Here is a 19,732-nt window from a genome sequence, read left to right on the forward strand (position 1 = left end):
TCGGAGCCTGCGCATCGGTGATTCGACAGGGAGAAAATGCATGAAATTCCGGTATTCCCTACAAGTGTTGACTGCCGCGCTGGCCGTGTTGGGCGTGAGCGCGGCATCGATCGACACGGCCTGCGCGCAGGCGAGCGATGCGCCCGCGAGCGCAGCGCCGACCGGCGGCACGACGCTGTCACCCGCGGATCAGCAGTTCGTGCTCGAAGCGTCGAAGTCGGACGCCACTGAAATCGCCGCTGGCAAGGTCGCGCTGAAGAACTCCAACGATCCGCATGTCAGGAAGTTCGCTCAACAGATGATCGCCGACCACACGAAGCTGTCGCACGCAATGGCCGGGCTGGTCGCTAAGAAGGGCTTCAAGCCGACGCCGTCCGCGGATTCCGCGCTGGTCGGCAAACTGCAGACGTTGAAGGGCACCGAGTTCGATCAGGCCTATGTCGAGCAGGTCGGCGTGGAAGCGCATCAGCGCGCGGTCGACCTGTTCCAGCAGCAAAGCGAGAGCGGCACCGACTCGCAACTGAAGGCCGCGGCCGCGCAAGCGCTGCCAACCATCAAGCATCACCTCGAGATGGCGGAGCAACTGGCCGGCAAATTGAAGGGCTCGTCATGAACGCGATCCTGCCACGGCCTGCTTATGAGGACTCTCTGATGCAGATCACTTTCCCCGATGACGAAGCGGCCTTCGACGGCGCCAATCTGACCGTGCGCTTTCTTGCGCGCGTCGATGGCGAGCCAGTGGTTTGCGCGATCACTGCCGAGGCTCTGGAAGATCATTTCGGCGCGGAGTCCGCGCTTGAAGCGGCGTTGATGGCCGCTTTCGACAGAGGCCGTCAGCGCATCCGCTCGGTCTGCGCGGAAGCGCTCGACCAGAACGACGGAGAAGGCGTAGTGTTGCATAGCGGACTGTTCAGAGTGGAAGGCATGGAACCGGATCGCGGCGCCGCGGCGTAGCGCCGCTGCGTGTCGCATTGACTGGGCGCGCTGCTTCCGACTCGCGCCACCGGCGACAGGATCGTCCGCGAGCGGCAATCAACGATAAGGAGGCCGTATGTCACTCATCGTCGCAGCACGCTTCACGACTTTTCCCGCTGCGGAAAGCGCGGCGCAAAAACTGTTCGATGCGGGTTTCGTGGAAGAGGACGTCACGCTGTTTTTCGTCAATCCGCGCGGCCAGCATGCGCGTTTCCCGATCGGCGGCGACACCGATACCGACCCCGGCGCGCGAGAAGCGCCTAAAGGCGCGGGCATGGGCGTGACGATCGGCGCGGTGATTGGCGCGGTGATTGGCGTGGCGATCTTCGCGGTGTTTTCCGCGCCGCTGCTGGTGTCGCTGATCGCGGCCGGCGTCGGCGCGTATGTCGGCTCGCTGGTCGGCGCGATGTCGCGCACCACGGAGCGCGGCAAATCGGACCATCGCGTGCCGTATCACGAGGAGTCGCGCGATTCGGGCGTGCTCGTCGCCGTGCACGTGTCGCCCGACAATCAGCTGGACGCCGCGCGTGTGCTGCGTGAAGCGGGCGGCGTGTCGATCGAGAAGGCGACCGGCCGCTGGCAGCAGGGACGCTGGGCCGATTTCGATCCGCTGAAGACGCCCGAGCCGATCAAGGAATTCGCGGAGAAGCGCGCGTGATATGAGCGACGTGGCATACCAACAAAAAACGGCCCGATGACGATCATCGGGCCGTTTTCCGTTTTCCGTTTTCCGTTTTCCGCGCTGTTTCGACGTCGCGCGACACCCGCGGTTGCCGCGCATCGCGCGGCGGCTGCGATCGTTCGAGCTGCCTTTCGCTACGCATCGGCTCGCGCGAGGTGCCGGGCACGCGTGATGCGTGCTATCAAATGCAGCCCGCCGCGCGTCGAACCGCTTCATCGCGAGGCACATAAAAAGGCCCGCGCGGCGGATTCCGCGATGAACGAAACCCTTGGAGGTATTGAATGGCTACCAACGTTGTTTCCGTATTGAATGATCTGGTCGAAACGTCGAAGGATGGCGAAAAGGGCTTTATGAAGGCAGCCGAGGATGCGCACGACGACCAGCTGAAGATGCTGTTCCGTTCGAGTGCCGAGGACTGCTCGCGCGGCGCGCGTGAGTTGCAGGATGCCGTTCAGACCCTGGGCGGCAAGCCCGAAACCGGCGGCAGCATGAGCGGTGCGCTGCATCGCGGCTGGGTCGACGTGAAATCGGCGGTAGCGAATCGCAGCGACCATGCGATTCTTGCCGAGTGCGAAAAAGGCGAGGACGTCGCGAAGAAACGCTATCACGACGCGCTGGAGAAGGATTTGCCGGCGGACGTGCGGGCAATCGTCGAGCGGCAGTACCAGGGCGTGCTGCAAACGCATGACCGGGTGCGCGATCTGCGCGACCAGTATGCGGCGATGAAGCATTGATCGACGCGTCAGTGCAATAAGGAAGAGCCGGCTCTGCCAGCCGGCTCTGTTACGTTCTGTTCAGTCGAATCGGTGCGACCCGATCGCGCGGATATCAGTCAGCCGCGACCTTCAGATGGTTCTTCACGCTGGTTACGCCCTTCACGCTTTGCACGACATCTTCGGCGGCGGACTTGTCGTCGGCCGACGGCACCGAACCCGTGAGCCACACGACGCCCTTGCGGGTCTTCACGTGGATATGCGTCGATTTGACGTTCTTGGCGGCAAGCAGATCAGCCTTGACCTTGGTCGTGATGGTGCCATCGTCGATATGCTGGCCGATGCTTTCCGACGCCGCTGGCGGGGCCGAAGCGCTGGTCTGGGCGTTCGCGTTCAGCGCGAACGCGACGACGGCGATGCTGCCTGCGGTCTTCAGAAGCTGGATCGTCTTCATGGTTCTCTCCATCAGGTGGTAATGAAAATGGCGGTCTTGTTGGCCGGTGGCCGATCGCGGCCGAAGCCGCTGATGAGACACGTGGGGTCGTCGCCGCTACGGTACCGTCAGGGGCCCGTTTCTCGACACCGGACGCTGTACTCGCATCCGCGCTCGATCGAGGTGTTTGCGAAGGGCGGTGTCCGTCCACACACCGTCGCTCCGCAACCATCGTGCCTGCCGGCTGCGAGCCAATCCATGTCGCTCGCGAAAGCCGCATGCACCGCGGAGTTTCGACTGACGAATAGGGCTGCGGCGCGGCCATGCGCGAGGTCGACGGAGAGGTGAAGAAAGGGACCGGAAATTGCCTGCCGTTTGTAAAAACCGGCGCGCCCGGTCAGGGCAATTCATCCGCCTGAATAAACAAAGCGCAATCAAAACAGCGTCTTGCGCGATCTGGTACGGACGTTGCGTTGGTCAGTGAACTCGGCTCGTTGAGTCTGAGGCTATTAACGAACGGGATCACTCCAATGCCTTCAATCGAACTTCGTACAAGGCAGTCTCTCGCACTGACGCCTCGTCTTCAGCAGTCGGTGCGGCTCTTGCAATTGTCGGCGCTCGAGTTCCAGCAGGAATTGCGCACGGCGCTCGATACCAATCCGTTCCTCGAATACGACTCATCCGAAGCTGAGGACGTCGCGCTCGCCGGCACGACGCCAGGCGAAGGTGAAGACGCCAACGCGCCGCCCGCCGTCGATACGCTTGCCGCCGCCGAGCCGGACGGAGTGCCGGCGGAAGGCGCCGGTAGCGATACGCTCGAAAGCGCGGGCCAGGACGACATGCCCGCCGATTTTTCCGGCGACTACGGTTCGCGCAACTCGATGCGCCAGAACGGCGATGCGGACGGCAGCGACCCGGCCGATTGGGCTCGCTCGCAACCCACGCTGCGCGAACAGTTGCATGACGCGTTGCGCCTGTACCGGCTAGACGACCGCGATCGCGCGGTGGCCCGTTTCATCATCGAGGCGCTCGACGACGACGGCTATCTGCGGCAGTCGCTGGCCGACCTGGCCGATAGCGTCGATCTGGAACCCACGCTGACCGAGGAAGAACTGCTGGTGGCGTTGCGCCTCGTGCAGGCGCTCGATCGTCCGGGGCTCGGCGCGCGTTCGCTATCGGAATGCCTCGCGCTGCAGATCAATGCGCTACCCGCCAATACGCCGGGACGTGACGTCGCGCGGCAGATCGCCGAGCATCATCTGGAAAGGCTCGCGCGCCGCGAGCAGGCCGAGTTGCAAAAACAGATCGGCTGCAGCGCGGAGGAATTGCGTGTGGCTTGCGCGTTGGTGCGCAAGCTCGATCCGAAACCCGGCAATTGCTACGGCCGCACCGAGGACAACTATGTCGTGCCCGACGTGATCGTGCGTCAGGTGCGCAACAAGTGGGTCGTGTCGATCAATCCGGCGGTGCAGCCGCGGGCGCGAATCCATCGCATGTATGCGCAGCTGTTCGCGCAGTCGGCCGGCGCGAGCCGTTCGCCGCTCGCGCAGCAGCTGCAGGAGGCGCGCTGGCTGATCCGCAACGCGCAACAGCGCTTCGATACGATCCAGCGGGTTGCCGAATGCATCGTCGCGCATCAGAAGGCGTTCTTCCTGTACGGCGAGATCGCGCTGAAGCCGATGGTGCTGCGTGACGTGGCTGACGAGCTGGGTCTGCACGAATCCACGATCTCGCGCGCGACGGGCAACAAATATATGGCGACGCCGCGCGGCATCTTCGAGTTCAAGCATTTCTTCCCGCGCGAGCTCGGCACCGAAAGCGGCGGAACCTGCTCGGCCGCCGCGGTGCGCGCGCTGCTCAAGGAGATGATCGCCGCGGAAAATACGCGTGATCCACTGTCGGACGTGACGCTCGCGAAGATGCTCGCGGATCAGGGCGTGCTGGTCGCGCGACGCACGGTGGCGAAATACCGGCATCTGATGAAGGTGCCGCCGGCTGAACTGCGCCGGCAGCTTTGACGCGCCGAAGTTTTAACGGGGGTTTGAAATAAAACCTGGCGGGGGTTTGAAGCAAAGCAGTCATGCAAACAGCAGTACATTGCGCACAGGGTCATGCGAGGTTATCCGCTCGCATGACCCTTTTTCGTATCTGGACGTTTCGCCGGCGTGCCTTTACATTGGCGGGTCGAATGGAAAGAGATCGGCGGAACGGACCGCACAACAACGGGTGAGCGCAATGAAGTATTCGAATCTGGTCGAGCGACTGCAAGGGCGGCGCACGTCGGCGTGGGAAATTCATCGGGTCGCGCAGCAGGCGGCTGCCAGGGGCGAAGACGTGATCGTGCTGAGCGTTGGCGATCCCGAGTTCTCGACGCCCGCGCCGATCGTCGAGCGCGCCATCGATGCGTTGCGGGCCGGCGATACGCACTATACGGCGATGGCCGGTCGCGAGCCGCTGCGCGCCGCGATTGCCGCCGAGCACGCGCGCACGACGGGCTGCGACGTGAGCGCCACCAACGTGGTGCTGACCGCCGGCGCGCAAAACGGCGTGTTCGCGGTGTCGCTGTGCCTGCTCGAAGCGGGCGACGAAGTGATCGTTCCCGAGCCGATGTACCTGACCTACGAGGCTTGCGTGCGCGCGGCGGGTGCGACGCTCGTCGCGGTGCCGGTCGATCCGGCGCGCGCGTTTCACGTCGACTGCGACGCGCTCGAAGCGGCGATCACGCCGCGCACGAAGGCAATTTTCTTCGCGACGCCGTGCAACCCGACCGGCGTGGTGATGCAGCGCGCCGATCTCGAGCGCATCGCGCGGCTCGCGTGCGAGCACGACCTGTGGGTGCTGTCCGACGAGGTGTACGCGGAACTCACGTTCGAACGCGATCACGTGAGCATTGCGTCGCTGTCCGGCATGGCGGAGCGCACGGTCACGCTCGGCAGTCTGTCGAAGTCGCATGCGATGGCGGGGTGGCGCGTCGGCTGGGCAATCGGGCCCGCGACGCTGATCGAGCACATGGCGCGGCTCGCGCTCGCGATGCTGTACGGCCTGCCGGGTTTCATCCAGCAGGCCGCGTTGACGGCTTTGGAGAACAGGGCGGAGATCGTCGCCGATATTCGCGAGATCTACCGGCGGCGGCGCGACGTCGTGTTCGAGCGTTTGCATCGTGTGCCGGGCTTGCGGTGCCTGTTGCCCGAAGCGGGCATGTTCATGATGGTCGACGTCAGCGGGACCGGGCTCGATACGACCGAGTTCACATGGCAGCTGTTTCGCGCACAAGGCGTGGCCGTGCTCGACGCGAGTGCGTTCGGGGAGACGGCGAACGGCTTCGTGAGGTTGGGGCTGGTGGTGGGCGAGGATCGATTGATCGAGGCGTGCGAGAGGATCGCGCGGTTCGTGGAAGGGGGGCGGGGCCGAGAGGGCGGTGGGTTGTAGATTGCGAAGATCCGGTCGGTGGGCACCACGGCCAGCCGAAGGTGGCTGGGCAGTGCGTTCGGCGCGGCTTACTTTTTCCTGCGCACGAATTTCAAGCCGAAGCGCACCAGCCGAGGCATCGTTTCGGGCCGCAACAGCCGTGGGTCATACCCAGCAAATCGCCGCTCATTCTCCTGAAGACACAGTTGCATCAATTCGGGCACGCTGATATCGACATCCGTTACCGACTGCGCGCCGTTTACCGTGAAGTTGTTATCGTGCTCCTGGACGTTGCCCTCAGCATCCATCGCACGTGCGAGCCCAATGCGCTCCCACACCAGAAACGCCCACACGCCCGCCACCTTGAGCTCGAAGCGGATGCGCTGCCACCATGAAAGCTGCGCGCGATGCCAGGCGACCCAGTTCGCGAACAGCAGAATATGGCGGCACTCTTCCTGCATCACCGGCTCGAATGTCTCGGTCAGTGCCGGCGGGAACAGGCCCGAGCGCCGCGCCACCTCGAACAGGCCGAACGCGAAGAAGCTGTCGATACATTCGCTATAGCCGGTCACGAGGTAAGCCCGTTCCGTGTCTTTCGGATAGACGTACGACGGCTCGCTCGCGAGCGCGATGCCATACGCATGCACCATGCGCGACAGCACTTCCTTATGGCGGTTCTCTTCCCACGCGTTCAGCGCAAGTGCGTCGCGCAGCTCCGGGCTGTCGAGCGAGGCCGCGTAGGCGGCCATGCGCAGCCGCGCCCTGCCTTCGGTTTGCACGGCGATGTCCCAGATCGGCAGATCGACGATGCGCTTGAGCGTCGCGGCTTCGAGCTGCGGCCATGCGAGCACGGACGGGCGATACGGATTGAAGGTCTCGCGAAACATGCGGCACATTTCCTGCCGGTGCACGTCGGAGCCGGGCGCCAGCGGGCCGCTGACGGTGCTAGTCCAGTGCCGCATCGCGTGGTCGGCGGCGTCGAGGGTCGAGGGGTCGGGCTGCTCGTGCGGCAGTTGCGGCGCGCGAAAGCCGGGGATCAGCGCGGCAGCGTCGAATGCATCCAGTACCAGTTGGTCCATTGGGTATTCTCGACAAGGCGACGAAGGCGCTGTCGATTCTGCCATGACTGCGCAGGTCTGCGCCACGTCGAGGAAAAAGCGCTTTGTAATGTTGGGCGTGCGGTGACGCCGACGGTTGACGCCGCGCAAACTTGCGTCAAGAATCGAGCGCCGGGTGTGCTCCCGAACCCGGCTAGCCCGATTCCAGCGCGTTTCGACTCGTCGCGGAAAACTTCATGATCCATCGCTTCTCTTCTTCATTGCGCCGCTTGCGGACAGCCGGATTACCGGCCGCCGCGCTGACGGTGACGCTTTCTGTCGCTGGTGTGGTGCCGTTCGGCGAACGGTGCATGGCAGCCGAACAGGCCGATGCGTCGAGCACTTCGGAAAGCACGGCAACGGGGGGAAGCACGGACGCCGCCGCATTCGCGCCGATCGCACCACGCCAGGGGCCGGAGGCGAACGCGTCGCCGGTCGGCGAATCGAGCGAGCCGCACGCGATGACGGCGCGCCCGAACGGCGAGCCGCGCAAGCGGACGGCTGCGCGTGGCGACACGCAGGCTGCATCGAATGCACCGGACTCGGCCGACGCGACGGCAACGCCTCGCAACGACAGGGCCTCGACGCCCGCGATTCCCGTGCCGCCCGAAACCGCCAGCGTCACCACGCATTCGCTTCGCCTGAACGGCCGCAAGCTCGACTACACGGCGAGCGCGGGCAATCTGTTGCTGCACGACAAGACCGGCGCGCCGAACGCGAGCGTGTTCTATGTCGCGTACACGGTGCCGACCAGGACGCCTGCGACGCGTCCGATCACCTTTCTGTTCAACGGCGGCCCAGGCGCCGGCAGCGTATTCCTGATGATGGGCTCGGTCGGCCCGAAACGCGTGCGCACCGCGAGCCCCGCGAGCACGCCGCCCGCGCCGTACACGCTCGACGACAACCCCGATAGCCTGCTCGATACCAGCGACCTCGTGTTCATCGACGCCGTCGGCGCGGGCCTGTCGAGACCGGTCGGGCATGGCACGGGCAAGGACTTCTGGGGCGTCGATCAGGACGTCCGTGCGTTTGCGCAATTCATCGACCGTTATCTGACGGTGAATCAGCGCTGGAATTCGCCGAAGTACCTGCTCGGCGAATCGTATGGCACCGCGCGCGCCGCGATGCTCGCTTATCAGTTGGGGCAGAACAATATCGCGCTGAACGGCGTGATCCTGCTGTCGTCGGTGCTCAATTCCGCGGCGTTCGCGCCCGGCAACGATTTCAGGAGCGAGAGTTATCTGCCGAGTTTCGCGGCGATCGCGTGGTATCACGACAAGGTCACGCCGAAGCCCGCGAGCCTGCCGGCCTTTCTCGACGAAGCACGCGCGTTCGCCCGCGGACCTTATGCGCAGGCGCTCGAACAGGGCGATGCGCTGCCCGACGATCAGCGCGACGCGATCGCCGCGCGCATCGCGTACTTCACCGGATTGGACGTGGGGTTCGTGAAGCGTAACCGTCTGCGTCTTTATCCGTCGCGTTTTCGAAACGAGTTGCTGCGCAACGAGTCGCGCAGCGTGGGCCGCTACGATGCGCGTTTCGAAGGCCTGAACTACGACGATGCATCGGAGGATCCGGACTTCGATGCGTCGGTGAGCAGCGTGTCGAATGCGTTCGATGCGGCGCTTCATCAGCATCTGTCGGACGACCTGCACTACACGCCAACCGACCGTTACGTGGTGTTCAGCGACGACGCGTTGAAGCAATGGGACTGGAAACATCGCGAATGGTGGGGCGAACGGCTGGAGCTGCCCTACGCGGGCGGCGATCTGGCCGAAGCGATGCGGCAGAATCCGCAGTTGCGGGTGTTATCGCTGAACGGCTACTTCGATCTCGCCACGCCGTTCTATGCGACCGAATATGCGCTCGCGCATCTCGGCCTCGATCGGTCGCTGCGCGAGAACGTGCGCATCGCCTACTATCCGACCGGCCATATGGTGTATCTCGACGATGCCGCGCTGCACGCGATGAAGCGTGACCTCGTGAGCTTTTATACGGGGCAGCCGCGTTGAGGTCGGCGAATCGTCGCATGGTGTCGAACGGTATAATTCCCGCACCGTGAAGTAGCCGCGCGCTCTGTCAACCGGCTTCATCGTTCGCCGCTTATGCCATTCACCCCGATTCCGTCCTTCGCGCGCAAGCGCATTTCCGACGTGGTGTCCGACCAGATCAAGCAACTGATCTCGGAGGGCACGCTGATGCCCGGCGACCGTCTGCCGGCCGAGCGCGATCTCGCGGCGCAGCTCGGCGTGTCGCGACCATCGCTGCGCGAGGCGCTGATCCGACTGGAGGCGGACGGTTACATCGAAACGTCGGGGCGCGGCGGTTTCACTGTGGTCGACGTGACCGCGCCCATCATCTCGAAGCCGCTTGCCGAACTGTTGCTGCAGAATCCGCGCACCAGTGCCGACATTCTGGAGTTGCGCCAGGGGCTCGAAGCGATTTCGTCGGTCTATGCCGCGCAGCGCGCAACCGCCACCGATCTGAAGAAAATCCGCGCGGCGTTCGAGGCGTTGAAGGCCGCGTCGCTCTCGCGCGATCGCGCGAATCTCGCCGAACTCGATGCCGCGTTTCATCTCGCGATCGCCGACCACACCGGTCAACAGACATCGTTCCCGCCGCTTTTCCTGAAGAGCCTATGAAAGTCGCGCTGTTTATCCCGTGCTTTATCGACGCGTTCTATCCGGAGGTCGGTATCGCGACGCTCGAACTGCTCGAACGTTTCGGCATCGAGGTCGACTATCCGCAGCAGCAGACCTGCTGCGGCCAGCCGATGGCCAATAGTGGCGCGCATGCGGACGCCGCCGCCACGGAGCGACTATTCGCGCGCAACTTCGCGGGTTACGACTACATCGTCGGGCCGTCCGCGAGTTGCATTCATCACGTGCGCGAACATCTGAGCGCGCTCGAGCAGACCGACGAAGTGAAGAAAGTACGCGCAGGCGCTTACGAACTGGTCGAGTTTCTGCACGACGTGATCGGCGCGCGCGAATTTCCTTGGGCCGAATTTCCGCATCGTGTCGGTCTACACACCAGTTGCAGCGCGCTGCGTCATCTGAAGCAGGCGTCGGCGTCGGAAATCGCCGGCACGCCGTTTTCGAAGCCGCGCGCGTTGCTCGAAGGCGTGAAGGGAATCGAGTTCGTCAAGCCGGCGAGGCCCGACGAATGTTGCGGTTTTGGCGGCACGTTCTCGGTCACCGAAGAGGCGGTGTCGGTGCGCATGGGGCAGGACAAGGTGCGCGACCATCTGAATGCGGGCGCCGAGTACATCGTTTCGGGCGACATGTCGTGCCTGATGCACCAGCAGGGTTGCGCGGAACGCATGAAAGCCGACGCGCGCTTCATTCATATCGCGCAGGTTCTCAATGGAGCACGCGCATGAGCGGCGACCATCACCGCATCGATCACGCCAAAGCCGCGGGTTCTTTCATCAGCAAGACCGAGCATGTCGCGTTTCACGACAAGCGTCTGTGGGACCTGCGCGAGAAGCGCGACGCGCAGGCGCACGGCATTGCCGAATGGGAAACGTTGCGCTCGCTGGCGTCGGGCATCAAGGAACACACGCTGTCGCATCTGGCCGACTACCTGGAGCAGTTCGCGGCGGCGGCCGAGGCCAATGGCGTGGTCGTGCATTGGGCAGCGAGCGCGGAAGAGCACAACGCGATCGTCCACAAGCTGATGTCCGAGCGCGGCATGACGACGCTCGTGAAGAGCAAGTCGATGCTGACCGACGAATGCCGGATGCGCGAGTATCTCGAACCGCGCGGCATTACCGTGATGGAAACGGACCTCGGCGAGCGCATCCAGCAGCTCGATCATCAGGACCCGAGTCATATGGTCGTGCCGGCCGTGCACAAGCTGCGCGCGGACGTGGCCGAGCTGTTCGGCCGGACCATCGGCACCGATCCGAAGAATAGCGATATCCACTATCTGGCCGAGAGTCAGCGCATGAATACGCGGCCGTATTTCGTGCGCCAGAAAACGGCTGGCATGACCGGCTGCAATTTCGCGGTGGCGGAAACGGGCACGGTCGTCGTCTGCACGAACGAAGGCAATGCCGATCTTTCGGCGAACGTGCCGCCGCTGCATATCGCATCGATCGGAATCGAGAAGCTGATACCGAAGGTGTCGGATCTCGGCGTGTTCGTGCGCATGCTGTCGCGCAGCGCATTGGGTTCGCCGATCACGCAGTACACGTCGCATTTTCGTGCGCCGCGGCCGGGCACCGAGATGCATTTCATCCTCGTCGATCATGGCCGCTCCGAACGGCTCGCGATGGAGGACTTCTGGTACTCGCTCAAATGCATACGCTGCGGCGCGTGCATGAATACGTGTCCGGTCTATCGGCGCAGCGGCGGCCTGTCGTATGGCGGCACCTATTCGGGGCCGATCGGCGCGATCATCAATCCGACGTTCGATCTGAAACGCTATAGCGCGTTGCCGTTCGCATCGACACTCAATGGCAGTTGCACGAATGTGTGTCCGGTGAAGATCAACATTCACGAGCAGATCTATAAGTGGCGCGCGGTGATCGCGGAGCAGCACGAAGTGCCGTTCGTGAAGCAGGAAGTCCTGAAGATGGCGGGACGTCTGCTATCGAGTCCGACCTTGTATCGCGCGACGGTGTCGTCGATGGGCAGCGCGTTGCGGCGGCTGCCGAATTTCGTGCTGTACAACCCTCTGAATATCTGGGGCCGGCAGCGCGAATTGCCGGAGGCGCCGAAGATGACCTTTCATGCCTGGTACAAAAAGAATCGCGGAGGCGGCGATGACAACGCGTGAGGCTTTTCTCGCCAAGGTGCGCGCCGCGCAACCGGCCGCGCGGCCGCGTCCCGACGTGCCGCTGTTCGAAGCGGTTGGCGGCGATCTGCGGGCGCGCTTCACGGCGGCGTTGCAAACGATGGGCGGCACGTGCGTCGAAGCGGCCAGCGTGAGCGACGTCAGCGATCTGATTCGCGAGCGTTTTGGCGCGGCGGCATCGATCGCATCGGCGAGCGCCGAAGTGCCGGGCGCGCGCGTGGTCGGCGCGGATACGGACCCCGCATCGCTGCAGGACGTCGACGTCGGTTTGGTCCGTGCGCGCTTTGGCGTCGCCGAAACCGGCTCGGTGTGGTTCAGCGAGCGCGAATATGTGGTCAATGCATTGGGCTACATCGTCCAGCATCTGGTCGTGCTGCTCGATCCGGCGCACTTGCTCGATGGACTGCAAGACGTCTATCGTCGCGACGATTTCCGCAGGGCGCGTTACGCGGCGCTCGTTACCGGCCCTTCGGCCACCGCCGATATCGAGGGCGTACTGATTCGCGGCGCGCAGGGCGTGCGCTCGCTGACGGTCGTGTGGCTCGCGGGCTGATGCGCGGCGGTCGCAGCGCCGGACTTTGCTATCATCACTGTATAAACATACAGGTCCCGCACAAAGTCCGTGGCAACCGATGCTCGCTCAGAGATCCGCTCTGAAGCCCCTTACTACCTGCTGAATTTCGAGCGCGCGCTTGCGTGGCTCGCCGCGCGTTACGACGATCTGCTCGACGACGAAGAGCACGCTTTTCTGGAAACTTTCGCGACGTTGCCGCAGGCATCGCGGGCGCTGCTGGTGCGCATGCTGATGCGCAAAGGCATGCTGTTCCGCGCGAGCCGCCTGGCTTACGACGAAATCGGCTGTCCGTTGCAGGCGGCGATGCCGATGACGGTGCATCGCTGGATCGACACCGAGCCGGCCCTGTCTCTCGACGACCTGTTTGCGCTCAGCACGCGTGCGCAATTGCTGGACATCTTCGCGGACGCGATCGCGCGGATTCCCGGCGCAAAGGCTTTGCGCAAACCGGATCTGCTCGAAACGCTGCGCGAGTTTTACGAAACCGCAAGCGGCGACGCGCAAGCGTGCACATCACGTCCGCTCGCCGCCTGGCACGACGCTTCTACGGACCGCGTGCTGCACGTCGCGATCGCGCCGTTGTGCGATCGCTTGCGCCTGATGTTCTTCGGCAATCTGCATCAGGACTGGTCGGAGTTCGTGCTCGCCGATCTTGGCGTGTTCCAGTACGAGAAGGTCGCGTTCGGGCCTTGGTCGCGCGCGTTCCAGCAACGCGCGGACGTCGACGTTTATCTCGCGCTGCACGCGTGCCGCGAAGCGCTCGAATGGCTACCGGTCGGCACCGGCACCCCCACCCTTCACGAACTGATCGCGACCGTCCGCTCGATCGGCACCGCGAATCCGTGGCTCGAAATGCGTCGCGCGAAACTACTGTTCCGGATCGGCCAGGATTGCGAGCGGCGCGGGCAGTGGGACACCGCGCTCGCGGTGTACGACGCGTGCGCTTGGCCCGGCGCGCGTCTTCGACGCATGCGCGTGCTCGAGCGCAGCGAGCGTCACGGCGAAGCGCTGGCGCTGGCCTCGCAGGCCGATGCCGCGCCTGAGAGCGAAGAAGAGGCGCAGCGCGTCGCCCGGATGTTGCCGCGCTTGCGGCGCAAGTGCGGCGAGCCGGTGCCGCGCGCAGCAGCGGCGAGGCCTGTGGAGCGCGGCACGCTGGTGCTGCCGAAGCCTGATACGCCGGTGGCCGTCGAGTACCTTGTGCGCGATCATTTGAACAGCGACGCCGCGCCGGTGCACTACGTCGAGAACGCGCTGATCAATTCGCTGTTCGGCCTGCTGTGCTGGGAGCCGGTGTTCACGGCGTTGCCCGGCGCGTTTTTTCATCCGTTCCAACGCGGACCGGCCGATCTGCACGCGCCGGACTTTCACGCGCGTCGCGCCACGCAGTTCGCCGCGTGCTTCGCGCAGCTCGATAGCGGCGTCTATCGCGACACGATTCTGCGGCATCTGCACGACAAGGCCGGCATGCAGTCGCCGTTCGTGTTCTGGGGACTGCTGACGCCCGAGCTGATCGCGCTCGCGCTCGACTGTCTGCCCGCCGCGCATCTGAAGCTGTGCTTCGAGCGCTTGCTGCGCGACATTCGCGGCAATCGTTCGGGCTTGCCCGACCTGATCCGGTTCTGGCCGGCCGAGCGTCGCTATGAACTGATCGAGGTGAAAGGCCCCGGCGATCGTCTGCAGGACAACCAGATCCGCTGGCTCGCGTACTGCGCGCAGCACGGCATGCCGGTGCGCGTCCTCGACGTGCGCTGGGCCGGGCAAGAGGCGCAGAGCGAAGCGGACGCCGCGACGCAAGCCGCAGCGGAGCGCGTCGTATGAGCTACGTGGTGGCCGTCCGCGCGATGTGCGAATTCACCGCTCGGCGCGGCGATCTCGATCTGCGCTTCACGCCCGCGCCGACTTCGCTCGAAGGCATCGCGGGTCATCAGATGGTCGCCGGCCGTCGCGCGAGCGGCTACGAAACCGAACTCACGCTGACGGGCTCGCATCGCAGTCTGACCGTGCGTGGCCGCGCGGACGGCTACGACGGAATCGCGAACCGGCTCGAAGAAGTGAAGACGTATCGCGGCGATCTCGCGCGTATGCCCGCGAATCATCGCGTGCTGCATTGGGCGCAGGCACTCGTGTATGGGCATCTGCTGTGCCGGGCGCGCGGGCTCGGCGAGCTGACGATCGCGCTCGTGTACTTCGATATCGGCAGTCAGAAGGAAACCGTGCTGACGCAGCAGCACAGCGCGCGCGAACTCGAAATCTTCTTCGTCGACCAGTGTGAACGATTTCTCGATTGGGCCGTGCAGGAAGACGCGCATCGCGTCGCGCGCAACGCGGCGCTCGTCGCGTTGCAGTTTCCGTATGGGCGGTTTCGGCGCGGGCAGCGCGAGCTCGCGGTGGCCGTGTATCGCGCGGCACGCGACGGCAAGCCGTTGATGGCGCAGGCGCCGACCGGTATCGGTAAGACGCTGGCGACGATTTTTCCGTTGCTGAAAGCCTGCGGCGAAGACCGGCTCGATCGCGTGTTCTTTCTGACCGCGAAGACGCCGGGCCGCGCGCTCGCGTTCGATGCGATCGACTCGCTGCACCGGAGCGCGCCGTTGCCGCTCAGAACGCTCGAACTCGTCGCGCGCGACAAAGCCTGCGAGCATCCGGACAAAGCCTGCAACGGCGAGTCCTGTCCGCTCGCGCGCGGCTTTTACGACCGTCTCGATGCGGCGCGCGCCGCCGCGTTGGCGACGCCACGGCTCGATCGCGCGGCGGTGCGCGAGGCTGCGCTCACGCAGAATATCTGTCCGTACTATCTGTCGCAGGAGCTCGCGCGCTGGGCCGATGTGATCGTCGGCGATTACAACTACTACTACGACGGGAGCGCGATGCTGCATGCGCTCACGCAGGTCAACCAGTGGCGCGCCGGCGTGCTGGTCGACGAAGCGCACAATCTGCTCGAACGCGCGCGGCGCATGTATACCGCGTCGCTAGATCAAAGCGCGTTCCGGCTCGCGCGCAAGAGCGCGCCGGCGGCGCTGAAGAAGCCGCTCGAACGCTTGCAGCGCGAGTGGAATGCGGTGAAGCGCACGCAGACGTCCAGCTATCAGGTGTACGCGGAGGTGCCAGGCAAATTGCTGTCCGCCGCGCAGAATCTGATCGGCGCGGTAACGGATCAACTCGCCGACGCGCCGTTGTCGATCGACGAACATGCGCTGCGCGTTTTCTTCGACGCGATGCACTTCGTGGCGCTCGCCGAGCAGTTCGGTGAGCACTCGATGTTCGACGTGACATTGAGCGCCGACCGCTACGCGCCGCGCGACAAAACCAGTGCGACGCTCTGCGTGCGCAACGTGATCCCCGCGCCGTTCCTCGCGCCACGCTATGCGGCCGCGCGTACCACGGTGATGTTCTCCGGCACGCTGAATCCGCAGCATTTCTATCGCGACACACTTGGGCTAGCCGAGGACACGCAATGGCTCGACGTCGAGGGACCGTTTCGCGCGGAGCAGTTGCAGGTGCACGTGGCCGCTCATGTGTCGACGCGCTGGCGTGACCGCGAACGCTCGCTCGCGCCGATCGTGGAGCTGATCGCGAAGCAGTACGACATGCAGCCCGGCAATTATCTCGGGTTCCTGAGCAGTTTCGACTATCTGCAACGCGTGGTCGCGCTGCTGCGCGAGCGGCATCCCGGCTTGCCGGTGTGGGCGCAGGAACCCGGCATGGACGAAGCCGCGCGCGATGCGTTTCTCGCGCGCTTCAGGACGATGAATCAGGGCATCGGCTTCGCGGTGCTCGGCGGCGCGTTTTCGGAGGGTGTCGATCTGACCGGGCAGCAACTGATCGGCGCGTTCGTCGCGACGCTCGGTCTGCCGCAGATCAACGACGTCAACGAGCAGATGCGCCGCGCGCTCGATGCGCGCTTCGGCAATGGCTACGACTACATGTACCTGTATCCGGGTTTGCAGAAAGTCGTGCAGGCGGCGGGGCGCGTGATCCGCACCGAAGAGGACCGCGGCGTCGTGCATCTGATCGACGACCGCTTTCGCAGGCCGGAAGTGCGGCGCCTGTTGCCGCGCTGGTGGCAGGTTCGCTAGCGCCGCGCCGCTAGCGAACCTTTTTACGCGCGCGACGCGCGACGCGTCACGCGTGCGGCGAGGTCGAGCCCGGATTGCCGGGCGTACCAGGGCCGCCGGCCGGGCTCGGATCAACCGGGATCTGGTCGTCGAGCGGCGCGTCGCCCTTGTGCGGAGCGTGGCCGTCCCCCGCGGCGTCGCCGTCCGGCCGGTCGCCATGGCGTTCGCGCGGCAGGCCCGTATCGAACCTGGCCTTGCTCGCCGGGTCCCACGTGAGCAGATGACGCTGCGGATTCGCGATCTCGATGCCGAGTTCGCTGAAGCGTTCGAGGATGCGTCGGTTGAATTCGCGTTGCACGCCCCAGCGCGACGTATCGCGGCATTGCATCTGGCCGGCCAGCGTGATCGCCGAACCGTCGACCGCATCGACGCCCCAGAACGAGAAGTCCGCCAGGATGCCGTCCTTGAAGTTGTCGTCCGTGCGCAGCGATGCGCCGATTTCCTTCAGCGTCTCGATCGCGCGCTCGACGTCCTGGCCGAACACGATATTCACGCGCACCGCCGCGTTGCCGATGCCGCGATTCGTGTTGTTCACGGTCGACACCGAACTGAACGGCACCGTAAACAGCGAGCCGTCCCCGCCGCGCAGCCGCACGGTGCGAATCGACAGATATTCGACGGTGCCCGACACGCCCGCGAGCGTGACCCAGTCGCCGACCTGCATCGCATTTTCCATCAGCAGAAAGATGCCGGTGATGAAGTCCTGCACGAGCTTCTGCGAGCCGAAGCCGAGCGCGACGCCGAAGATGCTCGCGCCCGCGAGCAGCGGGCCGATGTTCACGCCGAGTTGGCTCAGGCCGGTCAGCGCGACGACGAGCGCGATCACGCAGAACAGCGCGGTGCGCAGCATCGGCATCAAGGTGCGCAGACGCGCGGCGCGCACCAGATCGCCGCTGCTCGTCCAGTTATCGAGGCGACGTTCGGCCGACACGTTGACGATCTCCCACACCACCAGCGCGATGATCGCGGCGACGGCGATCGTCGCGAGCGCCGAGGCGAGCCGGTGGCCGATCGTGCCGCTGCGGAACAGATCGACGACGTCGACGCCCCACGCCTGCAACAGCACCAGCGCGGTGACGCTGCCGATGATCCAGCCGATCACGCGCCGCAGCGCCGGATAGTATCGGTAGGCGTGCTGATGCACGAGCGAGTGTGACGCATCGTCCTGCACATTGAAGATGCGCGCGAGCGCGCCGAAGATCACGATCGACACGAGCCGCGCGCCGATCAGTATCGCGAGCGTCATGCCGCCGATATTCACGAGCGCGTGATAGCCGTTCCGTACGTCGAAAGCCCACACGAACCACAGGCCCATCACGATGACCACGGTCACCACGGCCCACGCGTCCGCGAACGCGTTGCCGAACATCTCCAACGACTCGTGAGCGGCGAAGCGATTGCGGATCCTGTTGGCGACCGGTTTCGCGCAGTGCAGCACGAGGATCGAGATCATCACGTGACCGGCGAGTGCGACCACTTTCAGCAGCGCGAGATGCGCGGCGTCGTTCATGCCAAGCGCCTGCGCGACTTCGGCTAGCGCGACGCCTGCGCCGACCACGCTGACGATTCGCACGATCCAGCCGAGCACGAACGCGGCCCACGCATCGCCCATGCGCAGCAGCCGCAGACGCGGTGCGCTCGGCTGCAGGAAGAATGCGCCGACGATCACGACGCAGCGGCACACCACATAGACGTCGATCAGAGAATCGAGCGCGCGATCCTGCGGCGTGCCGTTGCCGGTGAAGATCGACATCAGCGCGCTCGCCGCGCCGAGGAACACCGCGATCGGCACGAGCCGCACCAGCGTGATCAGCAACGCGCGCGGCAGACGTTGCAGCAGCGTCCAGTGGTGCGTCGCGTTGCGCTTGCCTTCGGCTTCGATGGCGCGGCCTTTGGCGGATGGCGTCGCGTACGGCGCGGCCGGGCCAGTCGTGACGGCTTGCGCCTCCGCTTCGAGCACTGACAGCGCTGATGACAGCGGGGGCAGCGGCGGCGTGCTGGTCGGCGGATGACCGGCCGGCGCGGCGCCGGCGGCGTGCGCGGGCGGCGGTGAGTTGTCGTTGTCATCCTGCAGCGCGGCTTCGCGGCGCGCGGCGATCACCCGATAGACGCGCCGCAGCAGCCGCCGCGTCAGCCATTCGAGCACCAGAGCGGGGATCAGCGCGGCCAGCAGCGACCACAGCACCTCGAACAGCACCGCGCGCGCGTGCGGATTGGCGAACTGCCAGTTCCACCATGCGCGCACCGACGCGACGTCGAGCAGCGCGGCGATCGAGCCGCGCAGCGAGGTCGCGAGATGGCCGGCGTAATGCGCGCCCTCGCGCGCGAGTTGCGAGGCGAGGCCATTGGATTTGAACGCGTCCGGCACGAGCGCGGCTGCGCCGCTTGCGGCGGCCGGCGCCGACGCCGCCGCCGGCGCGGATGCGGGCGGCGCGCTCAACGCGCCGGCCGCGGCGATCGCTTGCAGCGTATCGGCGACTTGCGCGCGGCGTTTGGGGTCGTTCAGGACAGCGAGCGCGTCGCGGGCCTGCTGAGGTGTCAGCGTGACGGCGGCGGAAGCGGGTGTCGCGGGCGTGGGATGGGCAGGCTCAGGCGCGGCGGCGAAGACGGGCGCCGCGCCTGCGAGCAGAAAAATGAAAAAATAGATACGCAGAAATTTTTGCATAGGGTGTAAAGCGGGATGAAGCAAGTGCGGACGATTGTGCCGGAACATGGGCTGTCTCAGCGGGGTGACCCGGGACCGACACGGGGCGGGGCGCTGAAGTTCCTGCGGCGCAGGCCCGCCGGACGGGCGAAAGCGCCGCGAGAGCGGCGCCCGTCGGGCGGGGCGTTGACCCGACAGGATAGCCGATGATGGCCGGCAGGCCTGTCGAAGGCAGCAGAAAGCTTGCCCGGAAAGCCCCGTGGGCGGGGCGGCGCAGGAGGTAGGAGGCCG

15 protein-coding genes and 1 pseudogene are annotated in these 19,732 nt (G+C 65.2%); 13 read left to right on the forward strand and 3 right to left on the reverse strand.

What is annotated here, in order from left to right; genetic code table 11:
* Window positions 1-40 precede the first annotated feature (40 nt).
* From OKW26_RS11345 to OKW26_RS11360, 4 genes are all read left to right on the forward strand, one after another.
* The gene (locus tag OKW26_RS11345) at window positions 41-613 is read left to right on the forward strand and encodes a DUF4142 domain-containing protein (RefSeq protein WP_184059952.1); all 573 of its coding nucleotides are present in this window, start codon (window positions 41-43) and stop codon (window positions 611-613) included.
* Window positions 610-954, forward strand: a complete 345-nt coding sequence (locus tag OKW26_RS11350) for a DUF1488 domain-containing protein (protein WP_429290500.1) — start codon at window positions 610-612, stop codon at window positions 952-954. Before OKW26_RS11345 ends, OKW26_RS11350 begins: the two co-directional genes overlap by 4 nt.
* 97 nt (window positions 955-1,051) lie before the next feature.
* Window positions 1,052-1,633, forward strand: coding sequence for a hypothetical protein (locus OKW26_RS11355; protein WP_184039756.1), 582 nt, complete (start codon window positions 1,052-1,054; stop codon window positions 1,631-1,633).
* 305 nt (window positions 1,634-1,938) lie between these two features.
* Complete coding sequence (locus tag OKW26_RS11360; RefSeq protein ID WP_187613572.1) at window positions 1,939-2,391, forward strand: PA2169 family four-helix-bundle protein; 453 nt, start codon at window positions 1,939-1,941, stop codon at window positions 2,389-2,391.
* 94 nt (window positions 2,392-2,485) lie between these two features.
* Here the strand turns inward: OKW26_RS11360 and OKW26_RS11365 are convergent, their stop codons facing one another.
* Window positions 2,486-2,824 (reverse strand): BON domain-containing protein, encoded by a 339-nt coding sequence (locus OKW26_RS11365; RefSeq protein WP_429353651.1) that lies wholly within the window; start codon window positions 2,822-2,824, stop codon window positions 2,486-2,488.
* A gap of 509 nt (window positions 2,825-3,333) precedes the next feature.
* Between OKW26_RS11365 and OKW26_RS11370 the strand changes: the two genes are divergently transcribed.
* Both OKW26_RS11370 and OKW26_RS11375 read left to right on the forward strand, forming a co-directional pair.
* Entirely contained in the window at window positions 3,334-4,821 is a 1,488-nt protein-coding gene (locus OKW26_RS11370; protein WP_429353652.1) for an RNA polymerase factor sigma-54, read from the forward strand.
* A 217-nt stretch (window positions 4,822-5,038) separates the two neighbouring features.
* Window positions 5,039-6,232, forward strand: coding sequence for a pyridoxal phosphate-dependent aminotransferase (locus OKW26_RS11375; protein ID WP_429353653.1), 1,194 nt, complete (start codon window positions 5,039-5,041; stop codon window positions 6,230-6,232).
* Between the two features lie 68 nt (window positions 6,233-6,300).
* Here the strand turns inward: OKW26_RS11375 and OKW26_RS11380 are convergent, their stop codons facing one another.
* Complete coding sequence (locus tag OKW26_RS11380; protein WP_429353654.1) at window positions 6,301-7,290, reverse strand: ferritin-like domain-containing protein; 990 nt, start codon at window positions 7,288-7,290, stop codon at window positions 6,301-6,303.
* A 215-nt stretch (window positions 7,291-7,505) separates the two neighbouring features.
* On the opposite strand from OKW26_RS11380, the gene OKW26_RS11385 reads away from it, so the two are divergent.
* The 7 genes and pseudogenes from OKW26_RS11385 to OKW26_RS11415 all read left to right on the forward strand — a co-directional run bounded on the left by OKW26_RS11385 (window position 7,506) and on the right by OKW26_RS11415 (window position 16,758).
* Window positions 7,506-9,320 carry a S10 family peptidase gene (locus OKW26_RS11385; protein WP_429353655.1) on the forward strand — a complete coding sequence of 605 codons (1,815 nt, stop codon included), beginning with the start codon at window positions 7,506-7,508 and terminating at the stop codon, window positions 9,318-9,320.
* Window positions 9,321-9,413: 93 nt separating this feature from the next.
* A pseudogene (locus OKW26_RS11390) lies at window positions 9,414-9,905 on the forward strand (FadR/GntR family transcriptional regulator); the annotation flags it as partial.
* 41 nt (window positions 9,906-9,946) lie between these two features.
* Window positions 9,947-10,690 (forward strand): (Fe-S)-binding protein, encoded by a 744-nt coding sequence (locus OKW26_RS11395; protein WP_184047202.1) that lies wholly within the window; start codon window positions 9,947-9,949, stop codon window positions 10,688-10,690.
* The gene (locus OKW26_RS11400) at window positions 10,687-12,090 is read left to right on the forward strand and encodes a lactate utilization protein B (RefSeq protein WP_429353656.1); all 1,404 of its coding nucleotides are present in this window, start codon (window positions 10,687-10,689) and stop codon (window positions 12,088-12,090) included. The genes OKW26_RS11395 and OKW26_RS11400 overlap by 4 nt, the downstream gene beginning before the upstream one ends.
* Window positions 12,077-12,661, forward strand: coding sequence for a LutC/YkgG family protein (locus OKW26_RS11405; protein WP_429353657.1), 585 nt, complete (start codon window positions 12,077-12,079; stop codon window positions 12,659-12,661). The genes OKW26_RS11400 and OKW26_RS11405 overlap by 14 nt, the downstream gene beginning before the upstream one ends.
* Window positions 12,662-12,730: 69 nt before the next feature.
* Window positions 12,731-14,500: a VRR-NUC domain-containing protein gene (locus OKW26_RS11410; RefSeq protein WP_429353658.1), complete on the forward strand. Its 1,770-nt coding sequence runs from the start codon at window positions 12,731-12,733 to the stop codon at window positions 14,498-14,500.
* Entirely contained in the window at window positions 14,497-16,758 is a 2,262-nt protein-coding gene (locus OKW26_RS11415; protein ID WP_429353659.1) for an ATP-dependent DNA helicase, read from the forward strand. Before OKW26_RS11410 ends, OKW26_RS11415 begins: the two co-directional genes overlap by 4 nt.
* Window positions 16,759-16,804: 46 nt before the next feature.
* Here OKW26_RS11415 and OKW26_RS11420 read toward each other — a convergent pair whose 3' ends face one another.
* Window positions 16,805-19,462, reverse strand: coding sequence for a mechanosensitive ion channel domain-containing protein (locus OKW26_RS11420; RefSeq protein ID WP_429353660.1), 2,658 nt, complete (start codon window positions 19,460-19,462; stop codon window positions 16,805-16,807).
* Window positions 19,463-19,732 lie beyond the last annotated feature (270 nt).

Origin of the sequence: Paraburkholderia sp. 32 (assembly GCF_050435345.1) — a bacterium.
Classification (GTDB): Bacteria; Pseudomonadota; Gammaproteobacteria; order Burkholderiales; family Burkholderiaceae; genus Paraburkholderia; species Paraburkholderia tuberum.

Bases quoted from the DNA above. Each gene is read 5' to 3' on its own strand.
- OKW26_RS11400 (WP_429353656.1), top strand. From the start codon at position 10,687: ATGAGCGGCGACCATCACCGCATCGATCACGCCAAAGCCGCGGGTTCT.
- OKW26_RS11365 (WP_429353651.1), bottom strand. From the start codon at position 2,824: ATGAAGACGATCCAGCTTCTGAAGACCGCAGGCAGCATCGCCGTCGTC.
- OKW26_RS11395 (WP_184047202.1), top strand. From the start codon at position 9,947: ATGAAAGTCGCGCTGTTTATCCCGTGCTTTATCGACGCGTTCTATCCG.
- OKW26_RS11350 (WP_429290500.1), top strand. From the start codon at position 610: ATGAACGCGATCCTGCCACGGCCTGCTTATGAGGACTCTCTGATGCAG.
- OKW26_RS11415 (WP_429353659.1), top strand. From the start codon at position 14,497: ATGAGCTACGTGGTGGCCGTCCGCGCGATGTGCGAATTCACCGCTCGG.
- OKW26_RS11405 (WP_429353657.1), top strand. From the start codon at position 12,077: ATGACAACGCGTGAGGCTTTTCTCGCCAAGGTGCGCGCCGCGCAACCG.
- OKW26_RS11360 (WP_187613572.1), top strand. From the start codon at position 1,939: ATGGCTACCAACGTTGTTTCCGTATTGAATGATCTGGTCGAAACGTCG.
- OKW26_RS11385 (WP_429353655.1), top strand. From the start codon at position 7,506: ATGATCCATCGCTTCTCTTCTTCATTGCGCCGCTTGCGGACAGCCGGA.
- OKW26_RS11375 (WP_429353653.1), top strand. From the start codon at position 5,039: ATGAAGTATTCGAATCTGGTCGAGCGACTGCAAGGGCGGCGCACGTCG.
- OKW26_RS11345 (WP_184059952.1), top strand. From the start codon at position 41: ATGAAATTCCGGTATTCCCTACAAGTGTTGACTGCCGCGCTGGCCGTG.
- OKW26_RS11380 (WP_429353654.1), bottom strand. From the start codon at position 7,290: ATGGACCAACTGGTACTGGATGCATTCGACGCTGCCGCGCTGATCCCC.
- OKW26_RS11370 (WP_429353652.1), top strand. From the start codon at position 3,334: ATGCCTTCAATCGAACTTCGTACAAGGCAGTCTCTCGCACTGACGCCT.
- OKW26_RS11420 (WP_429353660.1), bottom strand. From the start codon at position 19,462: ATGCAAAAATTTCTGCGTATCTATTTTTTCATTTTTCTGCTCGCAGGC.
- OKW26_RS11355 (WP_184039756.1), top strand. From the start codon at position 1,052: ATGTCACTCATCGTCGCAGCACGCTTCACGACTTTTCCCGCTGCGGAA.